Genomic DNA, 26554 nt, shown 5'->3' with positions numbered 1-26554 from the left:
TCACATTTTAATTGTTAGTATCAAAATACAACTAACTCTTAATCCATATCATCTGCCTGATACTGTAGCAAATGCCTTACTTTTTCCCTTACTTCTTCTCTATTAATCATACGCTGAAATGCAAGGAATATATGCATATCAAAATGCTTAACCTCATTTATTAAAAGATTTAAAGCACTATCAATATCAAATGCATCTCTATAAGATCTTCTTGAAACAAGTGCAGCAAATACATCACATACTCTAATGATTCTTGCTCCAAGTGGAATATCTTCACCCTCTAAATTCCTAGGAAATCCTGTTCCATCATAGTTTTCATGATGATATAAAACTGATTCCTTTACAAGGGCTGAAAAATCCATATCCTTGATTATATCATAACTTAAACTTGAATGCATCCTGATGTGTCGCATTTTTTCAATGGATAATGAATCTCTATCCTTACCATACAAGTATTCTGCAAGTCTTAGTTTCCCTATATCATGCAAAACACCTGCAACAGCTAAATCATAACATTTATCGTCAGCAAGTCCTATTTCCTTACCAAGCATTCTTGCTAGATTACTTACTAAAATACCATGATGAATGTTATCAATCATGTCTGATTCTAGCTTATCCTTATCAATACTATAAGTATTATAATTTTCTTTTATAAACTCTCTCTTACGTTCAATCATTTCTTCAATTCTATCGATATAATTATCTAAATCCTTTACATCACAAACTCTAAACACTTCAGGATTATGCTCACCTTCATAATCTTCTTCATCATGATAAATAACAAATTTACTATCAGAGCCTGCACCAGCAGCAATGATATTATGTTTTTCTTCCATGATTAAAATATTATAAAGACACTCATATCCATATTTAGAGTAACCTACATTTTCAAGATTTCCCGCAATATTCTTCTGTCTATATAAATAATAAGGATTCATACCAAGTTCACGAGCGTATTTGCTCGCAAGATTCATCATCTCTTCATTATTCTTAAAAGTTAAATCCTTATATTCTTCGCTATCAGTCTGAAGTTTAGCACCTCTCTTTATGGCAAGTGAATGTATTGTAATACTTTCCGGTTTAAGTGTCAAAACCTGTTCCATCGTATTTCTAACATCCTCTATTGTTTCTTCTGGAAGTCCTAATATAAAATCCATATTTATATTATTAAATCCATATTCCCTTGCTAGAGCAAATGCTTCATAAACATCCTTAACTGTATGATTTCTTCCAATAAGTTTTAATGTCTTATCATTCATAGTCTGCGGATTAATTGAAATCCTGCTTACTCCATACTTTTTCATAACATTAAGTTTATCTTCGTCAATCGTATCAGGTCTTCCGGCTTCAACCGTAAACTCTCTTAAGTACGTTAAATTAAATGTTCTTGTTATAAATTTAAGCAACTCATCTAACTGTAATGCATTAAGAGCTGTTGGTGTACCACCACCAACATATATTGTATAAAGTTTAAGTTCATTACATGCATTTGCTATATAGGATAATTCCTTTTTCAATGCTTCTAAATAATCCTCAACTTTATCACCCTTTTCTTCTATGTCATTTGAAGCAAATGAACAATATATACATCTTTTTGGACAAAATGGAATTCCAACGTAAAGACTGTATCCATCCTTATATTCAAATTCAGATAAAACTTCAGCTTCTCTTTTAGCAATCTTAAGAGCAAGTTTTGATTTTTCCTCAGATGCTAAATACTCTTCTTCCATAAAATCAAGCACATCTTCTTCATCCATGCCATCTTCTAATTTTGAAAGCGCAAGTTTAATTGGTCTAATGCCTGTAAGCGTTCCCCAAGGAAGAACTTTTTCCGTTTCATCTACTAACATAGAATACAGAAGCCTCTTTAGACGATTCTTTGTATCTGCTCTATCATCAAAATCTGCTTCTGTGCTTCTCTCACTATCATTTAATTTTATGTTTATTTTATTTTCAGCAAATGTAACATCAATTATCACCTTTTTATCTTCATCAATATCAACTTCCTTGTTAACAAAGAATCTCTCTCCCGGATAAAAAGCTCTACTTAATGTTTCAATATCATATTTAAAATCCAAAGGATTAATGTTTATAATTACCATTGATAATAAAACCTTTCAATCCCAATAACTGTCTGATCGCCATGTCCAGGAAAGACAACAACTTCATCAGATAGTTTTAATAATTTTTCAATTGATTTAGCCATTCTTACAGGATCACCAGTCGGCAAATCACATCTACCACACGTACCTGCAAACATAGTATCTCCGCTAAACATAATTTTTTCACTTTCCATGTAATAGCAACAACTTCCAGCAGTATGACCTGGAGTATAAAAAACTTTAAATGTCATACCTCCAACTTCCACTTCTTCTTTATCCTTAACAAATATATCCGGATAAACTTTAGTTGAGCAATCATTCTCTGCTGACAAATTTAAATTACTATTCTTAAGCAAAGTCTTCTCTCTGTTATGTGCTACAATTGGAATATGATAATAATTTTTCAAAAAATTTGCTGCCAAAATATGATCATAATGACCATGTGTTAAAAAGATTGCAACCGGTTTAACATCCAGTTTTTTTATAGCATTCATTATTCTTCCTGGTTCATCAGCAGGATCAATTATTACAGCTTCTTTTTTCTCATTATCATAAACAATATATAGATTTGTATCAATTACACCAAGAATCATCTTCTTGATTTTAATTTCGCTCATACGCACACCCTTTAACTGTAATTTACATTCCCGTTGTTCTTTCTATATCTATAACACCATCTATCATTCTTATTTTACCTGTAATCTTCTCAAGTTCAGCTACATTTTTAATATTAAAACTAACATTAATTGTGGCTATACCTTGTTTATTAGGTCTAACATTAAGAGAAATAATATTCTTATCACTTTCTGCAAGAACTTTAGTTACGCTATTAAGCATACCCGTTCTATCATTTGCATAAACAGTAATTTCTGTTGCATATTCCTCATTTTTAATAATATCCTGTCCTTGCCAAGTCGCTTCAATAAGTCTGTTTCTTTCAAAATCAGGTAGATTAAGAATATTAATACAATCCGTTCTATGGATTGAAACGCCCCTTCCTCTAGTAACAAAACCTATAATTTCATCACCTGGAACAGGACTACAACATCGTGAAAATCTAACAGCAACGTCATGAATTCCTTCAACAACAATGCCGCCTTTAGATACTCTCTCCTTAGTTTTAGTAGCTGCTTCACTATTATTAATGCTATCGATAATGTCCTGATCACTTAGTACTTTATCTTTAGCTTTTATCTTTTCATATTCTTCAAGTAATCGGTTTGCAACCTGTCCTTCCTTAAGTCCACCATGACCAATAGCCGCAACAATTGCATCCCACTCTTTATATCCATACTTACGTACACAAACATCTGTATACTCTGGTTTTAATACATCGGATGGATTATATCCCTTACTCTTTAAATACTTTTCAAGAAGATCCTTACCACGTAGAAAATTATCTTCTTTATTTACACTCTTAAACCATTGATTAATCTTACTTTTAGCCTGTGGGCTTTTAACAATCTTAAGCCAATCAAGACTTGGTCCCTGAGAATTTTGAGATGTAACAATCTCAATTCTATCACCATTCTGTAATTTATAATCAACATTTACCATTCTTCCATTAACTCTTGCACCAATCATTCTATTACCAACGGCACTATGAATCATATATGCAAAATCAACAGGTGTTGAACCTGCAGGAAGTGTTTTAACATCACCATTAGGTGTAAAACAATATACGTGTTCTGAGAAAAGATTAAGATTATCCTTAAGAAGAGACATAAATTCCTTATTATCTTCAAAGTCTCTCTGCCACTCAAGAATCTGTCTTAACCAGCTAAGTTTCTCTTCTTCGTTATCTCCACCACCTGATATGTTCTCTTTATATTTCCAATGAGCAGCGATACCATACTCAGCAACTCTATGCATCTCATGAGTTCTAATCTGAATCTCAAAAGGCTGACCAACCTTACTAATTAAAGTTGTATGCAACGACTGATACATATTAGGTTTTGGCATTGCAATATAATCTTTAAATCTACCAGGAACTGGCGTATACTTCTCATGGATAATACCAAGAGCTGCATAACAGTCTCTAAGATTATCAACTATAATACGAACAGCAAATATATCATAAATCTGATCTAATGTCTTATCCTGAGTAATCATCTTTTTATAAATACTAAAATAATGTTTAACTCTACCATTAATTTCAGCCTTAATACCTGCTTCTTCAATATATGTTCTAACTTCATTCATAAGTTCATTAATGAAGTCTTCTTTATATTCAACTCTTCTACTTACATCTTCTGTTAAAGTATTATAAATATCTGGTTCTAAATACTTAAGTGATAAGTCATCAAGTTCTGTTTTAATTTTTGAAATACCGAGACGATTAGCAATAGGAGAATAAATATCCATAGTCTCCCTTGCTTTTTCTTTCTGCTTCTCCGGTTTCATGAACTGTAAAGTTCTCATGTTATGAAGTCTATCAGCAAGTTTAATTAATATAACTCTGATATCCTTTGCCATAGCAAGAAACATCTTACGTAAGTTTTCAGCCTGTTCCTCAACCTTATCAGTATCATATGATAACTGAGTAAGTTTTGTAACACCATCAACTAGCTGAGCAACGTCATCACCAAATATCTCTGTAACCTCTTCTTTTGTCATTGTTGTATCTTCGATGACATCATGAAGAAGGCCAGCCACAATTGTTTCCTTATCAAGTTCTAATTCTGCAAGAATAATAGCTGTTGATAATGGATGAATAATATATGGTTCGCCAGATTTTCTTTTTTGTTCACCATGACATTCTTTTGCAACATTATATGCTTTTTCAATCATAGAAATATCATCAGATGGATGATACATTTTTATAATCTTAATAAGGTTATCATATAATTGTTCAGGTGATAGATTAGAAGAAATATCATTACTATCACTAAACTCCTTATGCTCTATAATGTTTTGCATAATGTTTTCATTATCCATAAAGTTCTCCGTTAATTTATATTGTGTTACCCCAACATTATTTTCCTTCATAAGCAATTGAAGATGTTACATTATATCCCTTAAGCTTATCCCTACCATTAAGCCCTTTTAGTTCCATAACGAATGAGATTCCTACAACCTCACCACCAAGTTCTTCAACCATTTTTATAATTGCCTCGATTGTTCCACCTGTAGCAATCAAGTCATCTATAATAACAACCTTATCACCAGGTTTTATGGCATCCTTATGCATCTCAATAATAGCACTACCATATTCAAGGTCATACTCTCTACTAATAACTTCTCTAGGAAGTTTTCCCTGCTTTCTTACTGGAACAAATGCTTTACCTAAATTATAAGCAACAGGCATACCAAATATAAAACCTCTTGATTCAGGTCCAATTACTATATCAAAATCCAAATCTTTAACATTATCTACCAAACTATCAATTGCAAGTTTAAGACCATCCTTATCACTTATAATTGATGTTACATCTCTAAATATAATTCCTGCTTTTGGAAAATCAGGAATACTTACTACATAATCTTCAAGTTTTTTCATATCTAACCTCTCACTATATATTTCATAAAAGTAAACAATTAAAATGCACCATTTAAAAAACTAGATTCGTTATATTTACCTGTATGCTCTTTACATCCCTAAATTCATTAATCATCGGATAATACAATATGTTAATTCTAACATTATTATCCTTACCAGCAAGTGCCTTATTAACTTCATTCTTACCATATTTTTCTTCTAATAAGGCAACTTTAGCAAATGCATCTGTAAACATAACTGCACTTACTATTTTACCACTATCTGTGATTAAATCAAACCTTAAAACGTTATTATTTGCACCAAAAATCTGAATTTTTTTGACTTTTATGTTACTAAGACCAAATATTGCCTTATTATTGTCTTTACCGAAAGGTTCAAGTACTGATAAATCATCAATAAGCTTATAAGAAATATAGTCAAGTGGCATCTTACAATCAATGTAAATTGTCTCAATCAAATCCTCTTCACTTAATATATTCTCACTATTAATTCTAGTCCTAAATTCTTTTAAATCATCGTATTTAATCGAAAGACCAGCAGCCATCTTATGACCACCAAACTTAACTGTTAAATCTTTTACCTTTGTAATACCATCAAATATATTAAAAGAATCAATTGAACGAGCTGATCCTTTTATTATGCCATCACTAGCCTTACCTGCAAATACTATTACTGGCTTATAATAAACTTCTTTAACTCTTCCTGCTACAATACCAGCTATGCTTTCATGACAATCCTCTAAATACAAAACTAAAATGTTGTTAGTATCATTTGCTGCCATATCAACTGCAATTTTTGTATTCTTTTCAGTCATGTCTTTGCGTTCATTATTAAGTTCAGCAAGTTCACTAGCTATCTTTTTCGCTCTTTGTTCATCACTTGTTTTAAATAATTCAAGAGACAGATTAGCAGTATCTAATCGTCCAGATGAATTCACACACGGACCTAGAATAAACCCTAAGTGATATGAACTAATACTATCCTTCTTAATCCCCGTAGCTTCAATAAGACTTTTAAGACCAAGATTTTTAGTATTTTTCATAAGTTTTAGGCCAGCGCTTACCATATCTCTATTTTCATCTGTAAGACTAACAATATCACATACCGTAGCAAGCGCAACAAACTGAATATATTCATCAAACTTAGAATCAAAACTTGTATCAAGAGATAACTTAATATATTCATTAATTGCAAGAATTAATTTATAAGCCACTCCAGTTCCGCACATATCTTTAAATGGATATTTACAATCTGGAACTTTATGATTAATTATATAATCAGCTTCTGGATATATGTACTTACTATCACCATTTTCATCAATTACTTTTGGTACCTCATGATGATCAGTAACAATAACATCTAAACCCTTTTCCTTAGCATAAGAAACCGCCTCAATTGCAGCTATCCCATTATCAGTTGTGATAATTAAAGAAGCCCCATCATTAAAAGCAATATCTATATGATTTTTATTAATTCCATATCCATCCTTAATTCTATCTGGAATAATATTAACTACTTCTCCACCAATCAAACATAAATAATCTGATAATATAAAACCTGAACATACACCATCAACATCATAATCAGATACAACATATATTTTCTTTTTTGAAAGAACATGTTTTATTATAAGTTCAACAGTTTCCTTCATGTTTTCAAACAAATATGGATCATGTATATTATCAAGCGATGGTTTTATATAGTTCTCTATCTTATCTTCAGTAACACCTCTGTTAGTTAACACCTTTATAACAACAGGATCTATATTGTATTTATCTCCAAGTCCTCTAAAATCTGCTTTCTTAGCATATACTTTATAACGCTTTTCTCCCATGTGCTTCCTCACATATGTTTTCTAAAAACAACAAGCTCCGTATTTGCGGAGCTTGTTATTTATTTAAATCTTATATTAGCAATATTATGCTTCCTTAACTACTTCCTTAGTTGTTTCTTTTTTTGTAGTAACTTTTTTTGGATCATCTTTCTTGCCACCAGTTTTCATCATATACCATAATGAACCTGTAATACAAACAGATGAATAAGCACCACAGATAATACCAACCATCATTGGAAGAGCAAATTCTCTAATTGAATTTACACCCATTACATAAATCATAGCGATTGTAACAAATGTTGTGAGTGAAGTATAAATACTTCTTGTAAGAGTCTGTGTAATACTCTTATTAACAATTGCTTTATAATCGATATTCTTTTCAGTATTAAGAGTAAGATTTTCTCTAATTCTATCGAAAATAACGATTGTAGCATTAATTGAATAACCTACGATTGTAAGTATACATGCTATAAATGTTGTACCAACAATTGTTCTTGAAATTGCATAGAATGCAATAACAACTAAAACGTCGTGTACTAAAGCTGTAACAGCTGATAAAGCAAACTTTAAATCCTTAAATCTGAACCAGATATAGATAAGCATACAAATTGTTGCAAGAACTGTTGCAACAACAGCATCCTTTCTCATTTCATCACCAACTGTAGCTGAAATAAATGTATCATCGAAATTATCATCTGAATCAATTGCACCAAACTCATCTTTAAGAGTCTTTTTCATAGCATCAAACTTTTCGTCTGTTAATTCTGATGTTTTAATAACATAACTATTTGAATTTACTTCTTTCTGTCCCTGAACATCATCGCTACCTATTGCTTTTGCAACTGCAGGTTTAATCTTATCATTAAATTCATCTACTGTATAATCTTTATTAAATTCAACAGTAGTAGACTGACCACCCTTAAACTCAATACTGAAGTAGAATGGACCTTCACCTTTGTTTGCATTAATAGCCATAAATGCAACACCAACACCAACAACAATCACTGAAAGAGCAATACAAATTCCTCTCTTACTTACAAAATCAAATACTTTTCTTGTTTTTTCCTTACCATATAAACCTGGAGCCTTTAATCCCAAGTTATATAATGCCTTAACTAAAATTCTAGCAACAACAAGTGATGTAAACATTGAAAGAGCAATACCAATTGCAAGAGTCTGAGCGAATCCTTTAATTGTACCTGAACCCTTCCACATAAGAACAAATGCAGCAATAATTGTTGTAATATTACCATCTAAAATAGCTGAAGCAGCTTTCTTGAAACCTAACTCAATTGAAGCTCCAACATCTCTACCCGCAGCAATTTCTTCTCTTATTCGGGCATATATAATAACATTAGCATCAACCGCCATACCAATTGATAAGATAATACCAGCAATACCTGAAAGTGATAATGTTAAGTTATATGCATTAAGTACTAATAAAATTAATGCAGTATAAGCTGTTAAACAAAGGCCTGCAACTAAACCAGGTAATCTATATACAAAAAGCATGAATATAATTACAATTGCAATACCAATTGCACCAGCTTTCATTGACTTAGCTAATGCATCACTACCAAGTTTAGCACTTACTACTCTATGTGACATTTCTTTAAGTTCAAGTGAAAGTGAACCAATTCTAATTGTTGAAGCAAGATGTTCTGCTTCATCAAGTGATTCCTGTCCTTCGATAACAGCGCTTCCTTCTGTAATAACACTGTTAACAGTTGGATTACTAACTAATTCATCATCATATAAAATACCAATAGGTTTATTTAAATTTTCTCTTGTAGCATCAGCGAATTTCTTTGTACCTTCTTTTGTCATTTCAAGGTTAACTACATATTCTTTTTTCTGAGTATCCTTGTCTGCCTGAACATTACCTTTCGCATCCGCAATATCATTACCATCAAGCCAAATTCTATAAATAGTTTCCTTACCATCACTACCTTTAACTTTATGAACCTCATAATCTGATTCACCTTCTTTGTACTCAGATGTAACATCAGTTACAAAATATAAAGAACCCGGCTTACCTAAATCATCAAGGACTGTTTTAGCATCTGTTTGACCTGGAACATCAACACAAATTCTATTATCGCCTTCTTTATATACTAAAGATTCTGTACTAAATGCATCTACACGCATTTGAAGTTTTCTAATAGTATCATTAAATTCTTTCTTTGTAAACTCATCATTCTTAATCTCAAATGTGATACTAACACCACCCTTAAGATCAAGACCCTGCTGAATATTCTTAGCGCTACCTGAATGTCTCTTACCAATACCAATTGCAGCAACTACACAACTTCCTGCAATGATACATAAAGTAAGAAGCAACACTAAAGCGCTTTTTAACTTACTGTTTTTCATTTTACTAACCTTCCTTTAGTTCTTTATAACTTAATTTTTATAAATTTATTCACTAAATGCTTCATCTGCCTTAAGCATAATTGAGCATTCTACTCTTTTTCTTTGCATTTTACAACCTATCTCATAGGTACTATTGATATCCCCTGTAAAATTAAAGGAATTCGCAGCACATCCACCCGAACAATAGAATTTAGCAAAACAATCCTTACATTCACTTCTTGAATATACATTGCACTTCTTAAACTTAGAAACTAAATCAGTACGCTTAATACCTTCATCAACGTTCCCAAGTAAAAAGTCAGTATTACCAACAAATTGATGGCAAGGATATAAATCACCCCAAGGAGTAACAGCTAAATATTCACTACCGGCTCCACATCCTGACATTCTCTTATATATACAAGGACCTTGATCTAAATCAATCATAAAGTGGAAGAAATTAAAACCTTTACCCTCTTTTCTTCTCTTTATGAATTCTTTAGCAAGATTATCATATTCATCTAAAATCTTATTTACATCTTCTTCCCTAATGGCATAATCAGCTTCCTTAGGAGCAACAACTGGCTCTATTGAAATCTGTTTAAAACCAAGGTCTGCAAAATGTTTAACGTCTTCTGAAAAATCAAGATTATATCTAGTAAAAGTACCTCTAATATAATAATCTGTCTGATTACGACTTTCTGCAAGTTTCTGGAATTTTGGAACTATAACATCGTAACTTCCCTGACCACCTCTTCTAGGTCTCATTCTGTCATTGACTTCTTTTCTACCATCAAGACTAATTACGACGTTAGACATCTCCTTATTAAGGAATTCCATAACTTCATCATTAAGTAGCATACCATTAGTAGTTAGAGTAAATCTAAAATTCTTATTAGCTTCTTTTTCTCTTTGTCTACCATATTTTACAAGTTCTTTTACAACTTCCCAGTTCATTAAAGGTTCACCACCGAAAAAGTCAACTTCAAGATTCTTTCTACTACCTGAATTCTCAATAATAAAGTCTAAAGCCTTTTTACCTACTTCAAGACTCATAAGTCCTCTTTCGCCATGATATTCACCCTCTTCTGCGAAACAATATTTACATGCTAAATTGCAATCATGTGTTACATGTAAACATAAAGCCTTAACTACTGTCTGCATACTTGGAAGATTCTCAACAATACCTTCGTAAAGGTCTTTTGAAAAAAGTGTCTCATCATCAATAAGATTATATATTTCTCCAATCGCTTCACAAAGATCATCATGAGAGTATTTATCTTTTAGATTATTCTTGATTTCATCGGAAAACTTTTCTTTATACGAATCAGTAAAATCCCCCTTGATTATTTCTTTGAATTCTTCATTCTCATCAAGCACCTTCACCGCATCATATAATATATCATCAACGACATGTACAGCACCACTATTTATGTCCATAATGATGTCATACCCGTTATTTTTATACTGATGAATCAAAACATATCTCCTTATAATCTACTATATTCTTTTTTTATAATAAAACGCACTATAACAGAGTCAACCAAAAAGTCGGCTCTGTTATAGAATAATAATCTTTATTAATGACTATTTATTATTCTCACACTTCTGATTGCCAACTGTGCAAGATGTCTTGCATGCTGACTGGCATGATGTCTGGCATTCACCACATCCGCCTTTTTTCATAGTATCTTTAAATGTTTTTTCGTTTAATGTTTTAACGTGTTTCATGACGTTCCTCCTAATTTTTCGCATATTTATGCAATCTTTGAACATTATACCATATATATTAAATATTTCAAAGTATTTTTTATTCTAATTATATTAGCAAATAACTCATTTATTATGTATTTGCTACCTTTTAGCTTCACTAATTGCTTTATTTAAAAAATTTAAAACTCTCTTTTTATCCATACTCCATAATGGTGCAATTAAATCCTTTTTAGCTCCATCACCTGTCATTCTATGTATCACCATATCTTCAGGTAGTACTTTTAATGCTGAACAAATTATATCAATATATTCATCCATTTCAAGGCATTTAAATTTTCCCTCTTCATAATCACCCGCTAAATCCGTACCCTTGAGCACGTGAAGTAATTGAAGTTTTATTCCCTTAGCACCACTCTCACCAACATACTTAACAGTTTCAAGCATATCTTCTTTAGTTTCACCTGGTAGACCTAATATAACATGAGTAATTACTTCTATGCCCTCATTACAAAGAAGTTTTACTGCTTCATCATAAACAGATAAATCATATCCTCGTCTAATGTAGTTTGCACTTTTCTCATGAATGGTCTGAAGTCCAAGCTCTACCCATACTGGTTTAATCTTATTAATTTCTGATAATAGACTTACCACCTCTTCATTAATACAATCCGGTCTGGTTGCAATTGAGAGAATTGCAATATCAAGATTTTCATATGCTTCCCTGTATTTATCCCTTAATACTTCAACGCTTGCATATGTATTGGTATATGCCTGAAAATAAGCAATGAAATTCGCTTCATTCTCATTTATGTTCTTTGGCATTTTACCAATAATCCTTTGTTTGCCCGATTGTATTTGCTGAGTGATTGAACATATCCTATCTTCAGCAAAATCTCCTGATCCCTTTCCAGAGCAAAATATGCATCCTTTTGTATCAATTAAACCATCCCTATTAGGGCAGGTAAATCCAGCATCAATGCTAATCTTATACAATTTTCTACCGTATGTATCTTTAAGATACTTATTAAGTGAATAATATTCCATAATTACAAATTAAGTTTAAATTTCTTATATCCAAATGAATTAATTACAAAGTAAGCTACAATAACATATAAAATTGTAAATCCAATCATAATCGGACAGAACAATAATGAACTAATCTTTTTATCATAAATAAGATAACATGCCATATATGTCAAACTTGTACATAAGGTATATGTCACGCTTTTATTTTCCATTTTTTCATTATAAGGCTGCAATACATAATATAAAAATATATAATGCACTGAGAAAAAAATACCCATAGCCAATATTGAAATTGGAGTAATGATATAGAATAAAGTTTTCTCTCCCGATGCAATAAAATACAACACATCTACTCCAATTGCAATAATAATTGTAGGAATCATATTATATTTTATTATGGATTTAAGCCTAATCATAAATAAGTTAATAACTGTCTCCTTCTTTCTGTAAAAATTATATGTAAGCATCGAACAATCGCAGTTATAAAAATATGCCTTGGTATATGCTTCACCTCTATTTACAATATATAAAACAAACAAAAATCCACATACATGTTCTTCAACAAGTAATCGCATTAAACGAAACAGACGATCTTGTTGAATGATAATTCCAACAACGGAAAATATCGCAAATATCGCAAATATAATTAAAGAACATATTAAACAATGCTTATAATATATACTTCTATGTCTCCTAATAAAGATATCATTAAAATAATCATATCCTTTTTTATTGCTTATTGATGCACCATTTTTTATATCATCACCAATATTTGCATCAAGCATTTTACTATAGTTTTGAATTTCTGTTTTATTTGCTACACTTTTCTCATCACTAAATTCACTATCAAATAATAACTTTTTATATAGATATTTATAATCGTTAAATTCAAACAGTTTTTTCCATGAAACAACCATAAAAGGAGTCGCAAGAATAGTTACAAGAATCAAAATATATGCCGGTGGATTTAAAAATAACCCCCCAACAAATGCAATCAAAATACAAACCGCAGTTACGCCAAATGTTATCAAACTAGAAAAACCGACAAGATTATCTCTATTAATATTTTTCCTTTGTATTCCTATAACTTCCGATGCAAAAATAACCTTAATCATGATTGTATATAATGGATAAACTATAACCATGTATAAAGGATAATACCCAACAGCGATATATACTATTACAGATGCAATTACAGAACCTATAAAATGACGAATCAAACAAGCTATGTAATTTGATAAAGCATATTTCTTTGCATCCATTCTAAGAATCATAATCGAAGAATATGTTTCACTCATAACTGATGTAATTTGATTATTTAAAAATCCTCCAGCGACAGTCAAGATTATAAGCACAAAAAAAATCTTTCCTGTAATTACTGACTTATTTATTTTTTTATCTATTATTTCTTTATATATTCCTGAACATAATCCAATAGTAACAAATAAATATAAAAGTTTTCCTACAAACAATCCAAATAATGATTTTATAAAATTAATAATCTTTAAAAATATTTTTATTCCCCTTGAAGAATAAAACTTACTTGTAATCAAATCACCTAATAAAGGAATTTTTGATATAAGAAATATAAGCTGATTCTTCTCATAAGCACTTCTTACTTTTCTATTTACTCTATATGTATTAATCATTTACAACTTCTTCCTTCTCCTCGTTTGAAACTTCTTCAGCACTGCCTTCACTACTATAATCAGACTTAAGTATGTCTATAATGAATTTTTCAAATTCTTCTTTTGTCATATCTCCCTTATCAAGTGGTAATAACTTTCCATCCTTAAGAAGAACAATTTCATCACAAAGACCTGTTGCTAGTTCCATAATGTGAGTTGAAAGAATCATAATATGATCACCTTTCATAGTTCTAAGTAACTGTTTCATCTCATCCGCAACAACAACATCAAGAGAAGTTAGTGGTTCATCAAGAAGCCATACATCTGGATTCGAAATAAAATTTAATAACATCATCATTTTATTCTTCATACCATGTGAATAATCTTTTGCGAGTCTATATCTATCAGCTTCATCAATTGAAACCATATCAAAATATTCATCAATTGTTTTTAAATCTTTTATTCTTTTTTGATTGATTTCAATAAAGAATTTAAGCATTTCTCTACCTGTTAAAAAGTTTGGAACAACTGGTGCTGAAATAACATAGCCGATGTCTTCAATATCTAATTTTCTTGTATTTCCCTCATCATCAGTTAAGTACACCTTACCATGTTCTGCCTTAATATCATCATTAATAATATTAAAGAGTGTTGTTTTACCTGCTCCATTTCTTCCTAGTAAACCATATATCTTACCACTCTCAAAAGTAAAACCCGTATCTGCAATAACCACTTTATCATCAAATTTTTTAAATATTTCTTCTAAAACTAGTTTCATATTCCCTCCATATGGTTATTATCAAATTGATACTAACCCCATTTTCTTTTACTTATACAAATAACGATGGCTAAAAGTCATCGTTATTCATATAAACATTATAATTCATAAATTAAAAACTTTTCAATATTATCAGCCTTCTCCGCCATCTCCAGAATCATCACTGTTTTCACCGTCTGAATTATCACCAGAATCACCTGAATCATTATTTTCATCATCTGAATTTCCATCATCTGAATTTCCATCATTTGAATCTGAATCATCACCTAAATCATCTAATGAATTTAAGAATTCATCTGAAACCTGACCTTTAGCGAAATTATATTTGTTTTTATCAATCTTGCCCTTAAGATTCTTTACAATATATTCAAACATTTCTTCTGCTTTTTCTTCATTACCACGCTTATGATAAATATTTCCAAGCTGATAATAAGCATTACCATAATTTGGTTCAGTTTTTATACATTCTTCAAAACACTTAATAGCTTCATCATTATCGCCATTCTCTCTAGCCTTCATACCATTTTCATAGAATTCATCAGCCATTTCCTTAGCCATTTTATCATGTAATGATTTGTAAATTGAATCAAACACATCTGAATTCATTGAAACTGTAGTATCAATCTTATTTAGGATTTCCATACTCTTTGGCTTATCATCAGCAAGATATGCCTGCATAGCCTTTAACAAATATTTATTATTCTTTTCAATCTTCTTATCAGTTGTTTCCTTATCTTCAGCTTCTTTTAACTGCTTTGATATATCCTCTACTCTTGCTTCAAGTTCTTGAATAGTAGATTTTTTGATTGCCATTTTCTGATCATATTCTGTTTTAACTTCATTAACATCCTGTGTCTGTTTCTTAACCTTCAAAGGAGTAACTATAAAGTAAACAGCTAACGCACCAATTACTATTCCAGTAAGAACCTGTAAAACACCAATTGCTCCACTTGCTAAATCCTTATAATTGTTTTGAGGAACAATTACATCATCTCCACTTATGTATGAGGCTCCAGGATCCTTACTATTCTCCTGTAATCTCTTCTTTCTGCTATATCCAGCAGGATCAATTCTTCTTTGTGTATCAAGAAAACTTTCTATTTCTTTCTTGTATTTTATACAAAGTGGATTACAAGTGTCTATTTTAAGTGCAAGCATAATACACTTTCTAGCCTTAACATATAAACCTCTCTTCATATACATAAGAGTTAAAAGTTCGTATGCCTTTATAAGGTTTGGATTCATATTCAAAACCTTATTTAACTGTAAGATGGCCATTTCTGTTTCTCCGTCTTTTGCATATTTAAGTGCTGTATTATACTTTTTAATCGACTGATTTAGATTATCTAACTTAGTCTGATTAGCTTTTATTGTTTTTAAATATCTTGTAGCAGCATTGTTCTCAGGCATAATATTTGCACTTAGTACCCATTCAGAGAAAGCCTGCACTGCTTCACCCATTTCAAAATAAACAAGACCTAAAAGGTTTCTTGCATCTACATTATTTTTATTAAGTCTAACTGCTCTACTAAGTATATCAACAGCCCCTGATAAATCTCTGTTATTAGCTCTTACCAAGCCCTGATTATAGTAAGTATTAGACATTATAACTATTTTTTTATAAACTGTAACATTAGCTCCGCAATTCATACAGTAATCACTGTTTGAAAGTACTTCGCCACAATTAAAACATCTCATAATTTTAGCTCCAATTAATTATTTCAAAACTATTTAGTCTTCTTAGTATTAGTGTTTTTTGCTTCCTCAAGCATTTCCAACATAATATCAGTAATGTCTGATACTTTTGTATTATAAATTGCATCCTCTGCATCTTCGATTTCAACACTTGGATGAAACTTTGAAAGTTCCTCTTCAAAATTAATCATTGTTTACCTCCTTTTTTAGCACATCGCCTATCATATACAAAGAACCAGCAAAAAATACTATATCATTCTCTTCCCTATATGGGATTACGTAATTAATAGCATCAGTTAATTCTTCAACTCCAACTATATTAGCTTCATGTAAATTAAACTGAGTAGCCTTTCCTTCATATATGAATGTTGTTTTACCTTCATGATTATACATATACTTACTTAAACTCAATATCAATTTTTGTATTTCTAGCGCCCTATTCGATTTAACATGTGTAACAATAATATCATCAAATAATGCACTATTTATAATCTCCTTAGCCATACTATCAAAATCTTTATCAGAAACAATTGCAAGAACCAAGGTTATTTTCCTATCCATTGATGGATTCGCTCTAATTATGTTTCTAGCACTTTTAATAAAAGCCTTCATTCCACTTACATTATGAGCTCCATCTAAATAAACATTTTTCTTAATCTGTTGCATTCTTCCAGGCCAGAAAGCTTCTAAAAGTCCTCTTTTAATTACTGCTTTTTCAACACCTAATTCTCTTGCAGCCATAACAGCAAGTCTAGCATTATCAGCCTGATAAAGAGCAACCGTATTTATTCTGAATTTTTCTCCATCAAAAAGAGTTTCATCAGAGAATTCTATATGGTTTTCATTAACTTCAACATTAAGTGTATTGCCCTTAGCAACAATAAATAAACAATTATTCATAACACAGGCTTTTCTAACCACTTTCCATGCTGAAATTCCACTATAATCGAATATTACAGGAACACCCTTCTTTATAATTCCAGCCTTTTCGGTCGCAATTTTCTCAATGGTATCTCCTAATATTTCGGTATGATCTAAATCAATTGTTGTTATAATGCAAAGTCTTGGCTTTTCAACAACATTAGTAGCATCAAGTCTTCCACCAAGCCCAGTTTCTAAAACAGCATAATCTACTCTCTGCTCTCTAAAATAGTAAAGTGCCATTGCACATAATACTTCAAAAAACGAAGGATGTTCATACCCCTCACTCATATGAGCTGTAATAGCAAGCATAACTGTTTTGAAAACTCTTAAGAAGTCTTCATCACTAATATCCTTACCATTAACTTTTATTCTTTCATTTATCTTAACCAAATGTGGAGATGTAAATAAACCACACTTCTTACCATCTTCAATTAAAATTGACGAAAGATATGCACACACTGATCCCTTTCCATTAGTTCCAGCTACATGAACTATTTCAAAACCTTCATCAGGATCTTGCATTATATTTAGCAAATGTCTTAAATTTTTTAAATCTGTTTTTTTCATAAAGCGTGGAATATCTAAAAGATATTCCACTGCTTCATCATATGTTATATTATTAAAATCCTTAATATTATCCATTGTATTTATCCATCTATAATTTCATTTAGTTAGTATCAAAATACAACTTATGATAGACGTTCAAGCTGTTTCTTAACCTGTTCCATCATATCTTCATATTTCTGCTTTTTAGCCTTTTCTTCATTAATCTTAGCTTCAGGAGCTTTACTTGTGAAGTTTGGATTTGAAAGCATGCCATTAACTCTCTTAAGTTCGCCTTCAAGTTTCTTCTCTTCCTTCTTAAGTCTTTCAATCTCCTTAGCCTTATCAACTAATTCATCAAATGGCATGTAAATTGTTGCCTTTGAGATAACGCATGATACAGCATCATCACTAATACCATCCTTATTATCCTGAATAACAACTTCATTAGCATAACCTAAAGTCTTAAAGATAACTGTACATTCATCAAAAATATCTCTAACACTTTCATCATCTGAAACAACAAATACCTTTGCTTTCTTTGAAGGTGGTACATTCATTTCAGCTCTTGTATTTCTAATACTTCTAACTGCGTCTTTAATTAAATCAATTGCATTCTCTTCGCTAGCGAAGTTTAATTCTTCTGTATAAACAGGCCAATTTGAAACCATAATTGTTTCTTCCTTATCCTGTAATGTACAGAATATTTCTTCTGTAACGAAAGGCATGTATGGGTGTAACATCTTAAGTGCAGATGTTAATACTGTGCTAAGTGTATAAAGTGCAGCTGTCTTTGATTCTGACTCTTCACCATATAATCTTGGCTTAACCATTTCAATATACCAATCACAGAATTCTTCCCAGATAAAGTTATAAATCTTATCTGCAGCAATACCCATTTCAAATTTATCAAGATTTTCAGATACATCTTTAGAAAGAGTATTAACCTTTGATAAAATCCACTTATCTTCAATAGTAAGACCAGCAGGAATTGTATCTGTATTAATACCACCTTCTGGCATGTTCATCATAATAAATCTTGATGCATTCCAAACCTTATTAGCGAAGTTTCTACTTGCTTCTACTCTTTCCCAGTAGAATCTCATATCATTACCAGGAGCATTACCAGTAATAAGAGTAAATCTAAGTGCATCAGCACCATACTTATCAATAACTTCAAGTGGATCAATACCATTACCAAGTGACTTACTCATCTTTCTACCCTGTGAATCTCTTACAAGTCCATGAATAAGTACTGTATTAAATGGAACTTTTCCTACATGATGAAGTCCTGAGAACATCATTCTAATTACCCAGAAAAGAATAATATCATATCCAGTAACTAATACGTTAGTTGGATAGAAATAATCCATCTCTTCTGTTTTTTCAGGCCAACCTAAAACAGAGAATGGCCAAAGTGCTGATGAGAACCATGTATCAAGTGTATCGTTATCCTGTCTCATAGGCTTTCCACACTTAGGACATACTGGATTCTTATCCTTTGTAACAACCATTTCACCACAGTCATCACAATAGAATGCTGGAATTCTATGTCCCCACCATAACTGTCTTGAAATACACCAGTCTCTAATGTTTTCAAGCCAATGGAAATATGTCTTATCAAAATGACTTGGAACGAACTTTGTATCACCATTCTTAACTGCTTCAATAGCTGGTTTTGCAAGTTCTTCCATCTTAACGAACCACTGAAGTGAAACTCTAGGTTCAATTGTGTCATGACATCTATAACATGTACCAACATTATGTGTATGATCTTCAATCTTAACTAAAGCGCCTTCTTCTTCAAGATCCTTAACGATTGCCTTTCTAGCTTCATATCTATCCATACCTGCATACTTTGGATAATCATCAGTAATCTTAGCATCATCAGTCATAACGTTAATAACTGGAAGGTTATGACGAAGACCAACTTCAAAGTCGTTAGGGTCATGAGCTGGAGTAATCTTAACTACACCAGTACCAAAATCAATACCAACATAATCATCAGCTACAATAGGAATCTCTCTATGAACTATAGGTAAGATAACTGTCTTACCAACCAAATCCTTATATCTGTCATCTTCTGGATTAACGGCAATAGCAGTATCACCAAGAAGTGTTTCAGGTCTTGTTGTAGCAAGCTGTACATAACCTGAACCATCTGTAAGTTTATATCTTAAGTGCCAGAACTTACCAGGCTGTTCCTCATATTCAACCTCAGCATCTGAAATAGATGTAAGACAATGTGGACACCAGTTAATAATTCTTTCACCACGATAAATATATTTTTTATTATAAAGATTAACAAATACTTCCTCTACTGCCTTTGAACAGCCTTCATCCATTGTAAATCTTTCTCTATCCCAATCACATGAAGAACCAAGTTTTTTAAGCTGAGAAACAATTCTACCTCCATATTGTTTCTTCCAATCCCATGCTCTTTCAAGAAATCCATCTCTTCCGATATCTTCCTTTGTAATACCTTCTTCTCTCATCTTTTCAACGATCTTTGCTTCTGTAGCAATAGATGCATGATCAGTTCCAGGAACCCAAAGAGCTTCAAATCCCTGCATTCTCTTATATCGAATTAATATATCCTGCATTGTATTATCAAGTGCATGCCCCATATGAAGCTGACCTGTAATATTTGGTGGTGGCATAACAATAGTAAATGGTTTTTTATCCCTATTTACCTCTGCATGAAAAAACTTCTTTGATAACCATTTTTCATACAGACGATTTTCTATGTCCGCCGGATTATAATTCTTTTCTAATTCTTTCATTGTGATTCTCCTTGTATTTTATTTAAGCATCTCCTGCTCGTACTCATATTTAAATATATCAATGCATCTAGAAATATCACTCTCTCCATCTAAGAAATTATACTCTTCATTTCTAATTGCATCAATTTCACGCTTACAATTTTCAATCATTTCACTAGAAATACTAAATCTCTCAAGTGTCTTTTCTAGATTTCCATCACACATAATATCTGAATAAATAAGATGTTTAAGTGTAACAATTGAATGATTAATTTTATAAGCCCTCTGGAATAAATCCCTTGCATCCTCAAAAGCAAACATATTTGCATAAATAACACCTATGTTATTATATACATTTCCATAAAATATAGATGTTTCTTCAGGATCTGGATGCATAACTATTTTATTATAAATATCAAGCGCCATTGAAAACTTTCTATGTCCCATCAAAATATCCGCTTTGGCCTTTTGTCTCTGAGTTATGGTACTTGTTCTCAACAAATCTAATTGTTTTTGGAATATCCTAATCTCTTCAGCATTATAGTATCCAGATGCCTTAATAACAAATGATACCAACTCACTAAGTGAAGCTCCATGCTCTATGGCTTGTTTTAAGCCATTAGCAACCATGGAATTATCAAGATATTCATCAATATATTCTATTAAATCATCACCAAAGAAATCCTCATCTACCAAGTATAAGTGATTATATAAATAATAACTTAACTCTTCTATCGAATAGACATTCTTACCGATTTCTTTAATGTAATAAGGCACATCAGACTGTGTCTGCGTTAACATTAAGCCACTCATAAGATACCTCTTGTTTTATAAGTAATCCCAAACTCTAATTTCTTTCTTAACTTCCATTCCACTTGCTTCAAAAAACTCTCCAAATCCCTTATCAGTAACGTTAAGAAGTAATGTTTCCTCATTCTTATACGATACTTCAATTTCAATTCTTGTTTGTTTATTACCTCTTTGAGGGAATTCATCAATATTCAAGAATACATAATTCGTAATTTTTGTAAGTGGATTAGTAATAGCAAATTTGCAAGCACTGACTCGGTCGACTATGCATTCAACTTTTTCAGACGCCTCGTACCAATTAGTTCCTGCTGGTGATAGAACAACCTGTCTTTCTCTTCCTTCATAAAGAACCATAAGACCTATGTCTAATCTTGTACGTCCCTTACACAATAAGACAGTATTAATAGTCTGTTCACCATATATTTCTCTAGCAGCATAACCTGCACCTTTTACTATCAGATTATGACCTTTAAATACTCTTTTATTAGCACATAAAAGATGCATGCTTCTCTTTAACTTATCGCCATCATTAAATGCTTCTCCAATTAAGAAACATGCAGAATAAACATTCCTTCTAAATATCAAATCCAATATTTGCGCAAGTGCTACGTCAGCATTTTCACTATCATCTTTTATCATTGATAATGTAACACTTGGATATGTTTCTTCAGTAACAGTAATAATATGCGGACCTCTTTTTGAATTTGTATAAAGAGTTCTGGCAACCAAAGTTCCATTTCTAAAATTAAGCATTAATACATTGTTAACCCAAATATCTGACTTCTGGCTACATACATAATATGCAAAACTTTCATTATGCGAAATTACTCTTATATTGCTTGATGGAAAATTCATCTTTTCAAAAGCATTATAAATAACTTCAATGTTACTTCTATCACTTTCCGCAATTGAAACTACTATATTTGAAACTTCCTTAACATCAGAATTAATTTCCACTGTTTCTAAAATCTTTGACATAAAGATTGAAACAATTGTTGCATTATCAAATATATTTTCAAATATTTCAAATCTGCTTTTAGTCATTACAAGTTTTGGAATATCCATAAGTAATTCACCAGGACTATTCTTACTTCTTGCAATGGCCTCATCACCGATATACCAATGACCAGTTTTCTCATCCACAAAACATGCCGTCGGAATTAAGTATCTCTGTTCATTCTTAATGACACTCATTGATACCGGTGTATATTCCTCATCAAATACACTTACCTGCGTATAATCACCTGAGAAATCAATACCAATTGTGGTAGATATAAATCTATCATCTAACATAATTGCCTCCGCTATAATACCTCAAAAAGATTTTGAGCAATAACTCGCTTAGTATAAAAATCATAAATTTGCTCAGCAAGATTATTATCCTCATTAATAACCATATCATTAATAAGTTCATATCTACTCTTGCCAATTGTAAGGCCCGACTTGACAGGACTAACTGTGATTGATTTACCTTCAATCGTAACTTCACTGTCTGAATATCTTTCATTGAAGTAGTAATCAATTCTGTCCCCAGCAAATAACGGGAATGCCTTAACATACACTCCTGGGAAATTTTGCGTCATCTCTGCAGATAAAAGTCCAGTTGTCTTACCCTGCTTTGTAAGTGTATAACTTATACTAACCTTATATTTTGGATTAGTATGATGTTCAATATATGTTTTATCTAGTACCTGATATGGCACTGAAAAATACTTTGTAAATTTCTTGTAAAACTCAAAAGCAACATTCTTTTCTGTAAGATCACCAATAAGCTTTCTAGCATATTCTTTCTGCTTATTAGTAAGATTATTAAGTGTACTTAAATACTTAAGAAGCGCTATCTTACAAATGATTGGCATTCTTGCACCTGCAGATAATTCAAGTTCAATATATGAGAACACTTCATTATTTATGATATTACGTTTTACAAAATAATTATGTGCGCAATATGTAAAGAATGCATTTTTAAGTTTTCTTGCAATACCACTTGGATAATAATACTTAAATACTTCATAAAGTTCATTACCCTTAAATGACTCAAACATCATTTGAACTAATAAACGTTCCATAATATCAGGTGAAAGTTCATTCCTATACTCTTCAGATTCATTAGCAAGTTCAACACCAATCTTAAAGAGTTTCATCATTTCAGGGATAGTACCATAATAGTACTTATACAAATACTTAATTATTATTTCATCAGTATTACCCTTTTTAAATATAAACTCGCATACTTTAAGTACTAAATCATCAAGTTCATATTCAATGTCTTCAATTATATAATCAACCCATGCCACAAGAAGCTTTACAGAAATCTTTTTATATCCCCATGTTTGTAACAATGAGTATGCTTCCTTATATAGACCTCTTGTAATCATCATTTCAATAGTCTTTATGCATGTATTAGGATACATATTTGAAACATCAAGTGAAGTTAAATAATCATCTAAGAATGTACCATCAAAATTATCATAATAATAATCTATGATGTCACCCATAACTTCTCTTCTATATCCGCTTCTTAAAGAATGTATCTCTAAAATATTCTTAAATATTTCAACATCCGGCAATGGATTATTTCGATATTTAATATAGTTTTCAGCATAATGAAGTTTAAGTTTTTCATCATCCTGACTAAGTTCAAAACATGTATCAAGATAATCATCTAACTTATTTAGCTTAGTTAATTTATAATCAATACTTTGTGAATATCTATTACCACTTGCATCAGCGAAAAGAATAATAGGTTCTTCAGTATATAACTCAACTATAGCACTACCATCATATACGTACTTTCTAACCTCACTAACCTTTTCCTTATGAACAACAATTACTTCATTAATGTTTTCATTATCAACTGTTACTTCGTATGAATTTATAACACTTGCAAGCTTCGTTGCACTTTCTTTATCCACATAATCTTTATTTAAAATATGATCATAAATTATTGCTAAGTGCTTATCTGTCTTTCCTTCTTTTAGCATATCAAGACCATACTTACTAATAATATCCTTATAATCTTCATATACTTCTGGAAATGCTTTTCTATTCTCGATTACATTTGCATACAAGAAACTCTTCTGATCAGGAATTGAATCAGCATTAAAGTGAAAATATCTATACACTGAAAGCGGTAACTGTTTATACTTTTTATCGTCTAAACTATACATATAATATTCGAACAACTTAGTAATTCTTGCGTTGTTCTCAACACCAATTTCAAACCACTTATTATACTTCTTATCATCAAATCTGCCAATGATTAACGCCTGACAAATAGCTTGTGCTACTTCTGGAAGAGGTGTCTCTTCATATATGTTCATTAATGTTCTGCAAATAATATCATTATATTCTTTTTCTTCAGATGCAAGTTCAGCATATCTTCTTGCAAGTTTTTCATTTATGAACTTCCATCTACTACCAAACATAAGAATTTTTATTTCAAAGTCATCTAATACTCTTAATAAACCTGGCTGTTCATTAAGAACAAGCAAAGCATCATAGTAAAGAACAGAACTATGTGAACCATTCTTACAATGATCTTTTATCATGGTATATTTAAGTGATGGATTCTGTTTATATCTTTCATTAAGATACATTAAAATCCAAAGTATTTGCCAATCATCATGACCACTTTCATAATAGGATTTTATTTCCTTATCTATGTCCTTTGTAAACTTTGCGCTCTTCTTAAACAATGCACGTACATACAAATAATAACAGTACTGAGTTACATTATTCTCTCTTTCAGGAATAACAATGGCCGATATTTCATCAAGAAGATCAGCAGCCTCATCCCACTTGTTAAGAGATAAAAAGGCCTGAGCCTTCATAACCTTTGCCATCTGATTACCAGGATTTATCTCTAATATGTCATCAACTACCATTACAACGCTATCAGCCCACTTTGTAATGTTAATTCTGTTCATTCTAAAATTAAGATAAAGCTTTGTTAATTTAGCCAAATCTCTTCTAGTCTGTGACTGTGAAATAATTTCAACTGGTTTTTCTGTTTCAAGTTCGATTTTAACAACGAACTCTAATCTTTGATTATTTGTTTTAAAGATAAGTTTTCCAAGGTTAATTCCCGGATGAAGCATGTTGTAACTAATAACATATTTATATTCAAATACATTACCATTAAAGTCATCCTTCCTAATTTTAGTTTTACAACTATGGAAGAAAGCACCTTCAATTTCCACATCAATATCTACATAACCCCAGGTATCTTTTTCAATCTTAAACTCACCCGAGCATGATGTATTAATATTTTTATATGAATGTGAGGTTTCAGACAAAGATAATACAACTGGCTTTTTCTTTCCAATTGCAATAAGGAATTCCTCTAACGCAAGTTCCTTATTAGCATTCTTCATAAGTGCATCATATAAAGTTTCACCCTTTAAATCTTCACTTAATAATACTTCCTTAAATCTTTCTGAAACAAATACTCTTACTGCTTCATCATAATTCATCTGAACAAGATTGGTAAAAGTAAAATAATTTTTCACTTCACCAATTGATGTTTCAAGGCTATCTTCAAGCACATTTACAACATATGCTATCTGGCCTTCACCACCGTTAGAAATAATATCTATATGACCTGTAATCTTTTCAAGTGGATTACAGTTTTTAGTTATGAATTTATATTTTATTGTACACTCTTTACCAGAAAACTGTGGATTAACAATCACAAATCTTTCATCCGATGAGTATACTACCCCCTTGATAGCATTACTATCGCTACTAACAACAAATTCGCCCTCATAAGTTTGCATTACGTGACTATCAATTGTAATGGCAGTCTCAGATAACTTAAGAGATGGTACATCATATTCAACTGTTCCTATAGCAAGTTTGTCAATTATCGCTTTCATTAAAACTTTCT

General features: G+C 31.3%; 18 protein-coding genes. All 18 read right to left on the bottom strand.

Annotated features, from left to right (window positions below; translation table 11 throughout):
* Positions 1–38: 38 nt before the first annotated feature.
* Positions 39–2102 carry a coproporphyrinogen dehydrogenase HemZ gene (gene hemZ / locus B5D16_RS00260; protein WP_159444238.1) on the bottom strand — a complete coding sequence of 688 codons (2064 nt, stop codon included), beginning with the start codon at positions 2100–2102 and terminating at the stop codon, positions 39–41.
* A complete protein-coding gene (locus tag B5D16_RS00255) occupies positions 2096–2719 on the bottom strand; it encodes an MBL fold metallo-hydrolase (RefSeq protein WP_078764950.1) in 624 nt (207 codons plus the stop codon). The genes hemZ and B5D16_RS00255 overlap by 7 nt, the downstream gene beginning before the upstream one ends.
* Positions 2720–2741: 22 nt before the next feature.
* Positions 2742–5021, bottom strand: coding sequence for a RelA/SpoT family protein (locus tag B5D16_RS00250; RefSeq protein WP_242942962.1), 2280 nt, complete (start codon positions 5019–5021; stop codon positions 2742–2744).
* 55 nt (positions 5022–5076) lie between these two features.
* On the bottom strand, positions 5077–5601 hold the full coding sequence (locus B5D16_RS00245; RefSeq protein WP_078764948.1) for an adenine phosphoribosyltransferase: 525 nt from the start codon (positions 5599–5601) through the stop codon (positions 5077–5079).
* Positions 5602–5653: 52 nt separating this feature from the next.
* Positions 5654–7435, bottom strand: coding sequence for a single-stranded-DNA-specific exonuclease RecJ (gene recJ / locus B5D16_RS00240; RefSeq protein WP_078764947.1), 1782 nt, complete (start codon positions 7433–7435; stop codon positions 5654–5656).
* 84 nt (positions 7436–7519) lie between these two features.
* The gene (secD, locus tag B5D16_RS00235) at positions 7520–9808 is read right to left on the bottom strand and encodes a protein translocase subunit SecD (RefSeq protein ID WP_078764946.1); all 2289 of its coding nucleotides are present in this window, start codon (positions 9806–9808) and stop codon (positions 7520–7522) included.
* Positions 9809–9853: 45 nt separating this feature from the next.
* On the bottom strand, positions 9854–11266 hold the full coding sequence (scfB, locus tag B5D16_RS00230; RefSeq protein ID WP_078764945.1) for a thioether cross-link-forming SCIFF peptide maturase: 1413 nt from the start codon (positions 11264–11266) through the stop codon (positions 9854–9856).
* 108 nt (positions 11267–11374) lie between these two features.
* Complete coding sequence (gene scfA, locus B5D16_RS00225; protein ID WP_078764944.1) at positions 11375–11518, bottom strand: six-cysteine ranthipeptide SCIFF; 144 nt, start codon at positions 11516–11518, stop codon at positions 11375–11377.
* A gap of 123 nt (positions 11519–11641) precedes the next feature.
* Positions 11642–12544, bottom strand: coding sequence for a tRNA modification radical SAM protein MnmL/YtqA (mnmL, locus tag B5D16_RS00220; RefSeq protein WP_078764943.1), 903 nt, complete (start codon positions 12542–12544; stop codon positions 11642–11644).
* Between the two features lie 2 nt (positions 12545–12546).
* Positions 12547–14175 (bottom strand): hypothetical protein, encoded by a 1629-nt coding sequence (locus B5D16_RS00215; protein WP_078764942.1) that lies wholly within the window; start codon positions 14173–14175, stop codon positions 12547–12549.
* Entirely contained in the window at positions 14168–14932 is a 765-nt protein-coding gene (locus B5D16_RS00210) for an ATP-binding cassette domain-containing protein (protein ID WP_078764941.1), read from the bottom strand. Before B5D16_RS00210 ends, B5D16_RS00215 begins: the two co-directional genes overlap by 8 nt.
* A gap of 132 nt (positions 14933–15064) precedes the next feature.
* Positions 15065–16630: a tetratricopeptide repeat protein gene (locus tag B5D16_RS00205; protein WP_078764940.1), complete on the bottom strand. Its 1566-nt coding sequence runs from the start codon at positions 16628–16630 to the stop codon at positions 15065–15067.
* Positions 16631–16659: 29 nt separating this feature from the next.
* Positions 16660–16818: a hypothetical protein gene (locus B5D16_RS12540; RefSeq protein ID WP_200803898.1), complete on the bottom strand. Its 159-nt coding sequence runs from the start codon at positions 16816–16818 to the stop codon at positions 16660–16662.
* Positions 16811–18193: a bifunctional folylpolyglutamate synthase/dihydrofolate synthase gene (locus B5D16_RS00200; protein WP_078764939.1), complete on the bottom strand. Its 1383-nt coding sequence runs from the start codon at positions 18191–18193 to the stop codon at positions 16811–16813. The genes B5D16_RS12540 and B5D16_RS00200 overlap by 8 nt, the downstream gene beginning before the upstream one ends.
* 47 nt (positions 18194–18240) lie before the next feature.
* A complete protein-coding gene (locus B5D16_RS00195; RefSeq protein ID WP_078764938.1) occupies positions 18241–20877 on the bottom strand; it encodes a valine--tRNA ligase in 2637 nt (878 codons plus the stop codon).
* An 18-nt stretch (positions 20878–20895) separates the two neighbouring features.
* Positions 20896–21669, bottom strand: coding sequence for a hypothetical protein (locus B5D16_RS00190; RefSeq protein ID WP_078764937.1), 774 nt, complete (start codon positions 21667–21669; stop codon positions 20896–20898).
* A 15-nt stretch (positions 21670–21684) separates the two neighbouring features.
* Positions 21685–22959, bottom strand: a complete 1275-nt coding sequence (locus B5D16_RS00185; RefSeq protein WP_078764936.1) for a DUF5716 family protein — start codon at positions 22957–22959, stop codon at positions 21685–21687.
* Between the two features lie 11 nt (positions 22960–22970).
* A complete protein-coding gene (locus B5D16_RS00180; protein ID WP_078764935.1) occupies positions 22971–26543 on the bottom strand; it encodes a DUF5717 family protein in 3573 nt (1190 codons plus the stop codon).
* Between the last annotated feature and the right edge of the window lie 11 nt (positions 26544–26554).

Source organism: Eubacterium uniforme (genome assembly GCF_900167115.1).
In the GTDB taxonomy this organism is placed as follows: Bacteria; Bacillota; Clostridia; order Lachnospirales; family Lachnospiraceae; genus Eubacterium_S; species Eubacterium_S uniforme.
Note: the sequence above shows the minus strand (reverse complement) of the source record. Positions and strands in the feature narration are given on the sequence as shown.

Excerpts from the sequence above, each read along its gene's own strand:
- hemZ (WP_159444238.1), bottom strand. The coding sequence starts at position 2,102 with ATGGTAATTATAAACATTAATCCTTTGGATTTTAAATATGATATTGAA.
- B5D16_RS00255 (WP_078764950.1), bottom strand. The coding sequence starts at position 2,719 with ATGAGCGAAATTAAAATCAAGAAGATGATTCTTGGTGTAATTGATACA.
- B5D16_RS00250 (WP_242942962.1), bottom strand. The coding sequence starts at position 5,021 with ATGCAAAACATTATAGAGCATAAGGAGTTTAGTGATAGTAATGATATT.
- B5D16_RS00245 (WP_078764948.1), bottom strand. The coding sequence starts at position 5,601 with ATGAAAAAACTTGAAGATTATGTAGTAAGTATTCCTGATTTTCCAAAA.
- recJ (WP_078764947.1), bottom strand. The coding sequence starts at position 7,435 with ATGGGAGAAAAGCGTTATAAAGTATATGCTAAGAAAGCAGATTTTAGA.
- secD (WP_078764946.1), bottom strand. The coding sequence starts at position 9,808 with ATGAAAAACAGTAAGTTAAAAAGCGCTTTAGTGTTGCTTCTTACTTTA.
- scfA (WP_078764944.1), bottom strand. The coding sequence starts at position 11,518 with ATGAAACACGTTAAAACATTAAACGAAAAAACATTTAAAGATACTATG.
- mnmL (WP_078764943.1), bottom strand. The coding sequence starts at position 12,544 with ATGGAATATTATTCACTTAATAAGTATCTTAAAGATACATACGGTAGA.
- B5D16_RS00215 (WP_078764942.1), bottom strand. The coding sequence starts at position 14,175 with ATGATTAATACATATAGAGTAAATAGAAAAGTAAGAAGTGCTTATGAG.
- B5D16_RS00210 (WP_078764941.1), bottom strand. The coding sequence starts at position 14,932 with ATGAAACTAGTTTTAGAAGAAATATTTAAAAAATTTGATGATAAAGTG.
- B5D16_RS00205 (WP_078764940.1), bottom strand. The coding sequence starts at position 16,630 with ATGAGATGTTTTAATTGTGGCGAAGTACTTTCAAACAGTGATTACTGT.
- B5D16_RS12540 (WP_200803898.1), bottom strand. The coding sequence starts at position 16,818 with ATGATTAATTTTGAAGAGGAACTTTCAAAGTTTCATCCAAGTGTTGAA.
- B5D16_RS00200 (WP_078764939.1), bottom strand. The coding sequence starts at position 18,193 with ATGGATAATATTAAGGATTTTAATAATATAACATATGATGAAGCAGTG.
- B5D16_RS00195 (WP_078764938.1), bottom strand. The coding sequence starts at position 20,877 with ATGAAAGAATTAGAAAAGAATTATAATCCGGCGGACATAGAAAATCGT.
- B5D16_RS00190 (WP_078764937.1), bottom strand. The coding sequence starts at position 21,669 with ATGAGTGGCTTAATGTTAACGCAGACACAGTCTGATGTGCCTTATTAC.
- B5D16_RS00185 (WP_078764936.1), bottom strand. The coding sequence starts at position 22,959 with ATGTTAGATGATAGATTTATATCTACCACAATTGGTATTGATTTCTCA.
- B5D16_RS00180 (WP_078764935.1), bottom strand. The coding sequence starts at position 26,543 with ATGAAAGCGATAATTGACAAACTTGCTATAGGAACAGTTGAATATGAT.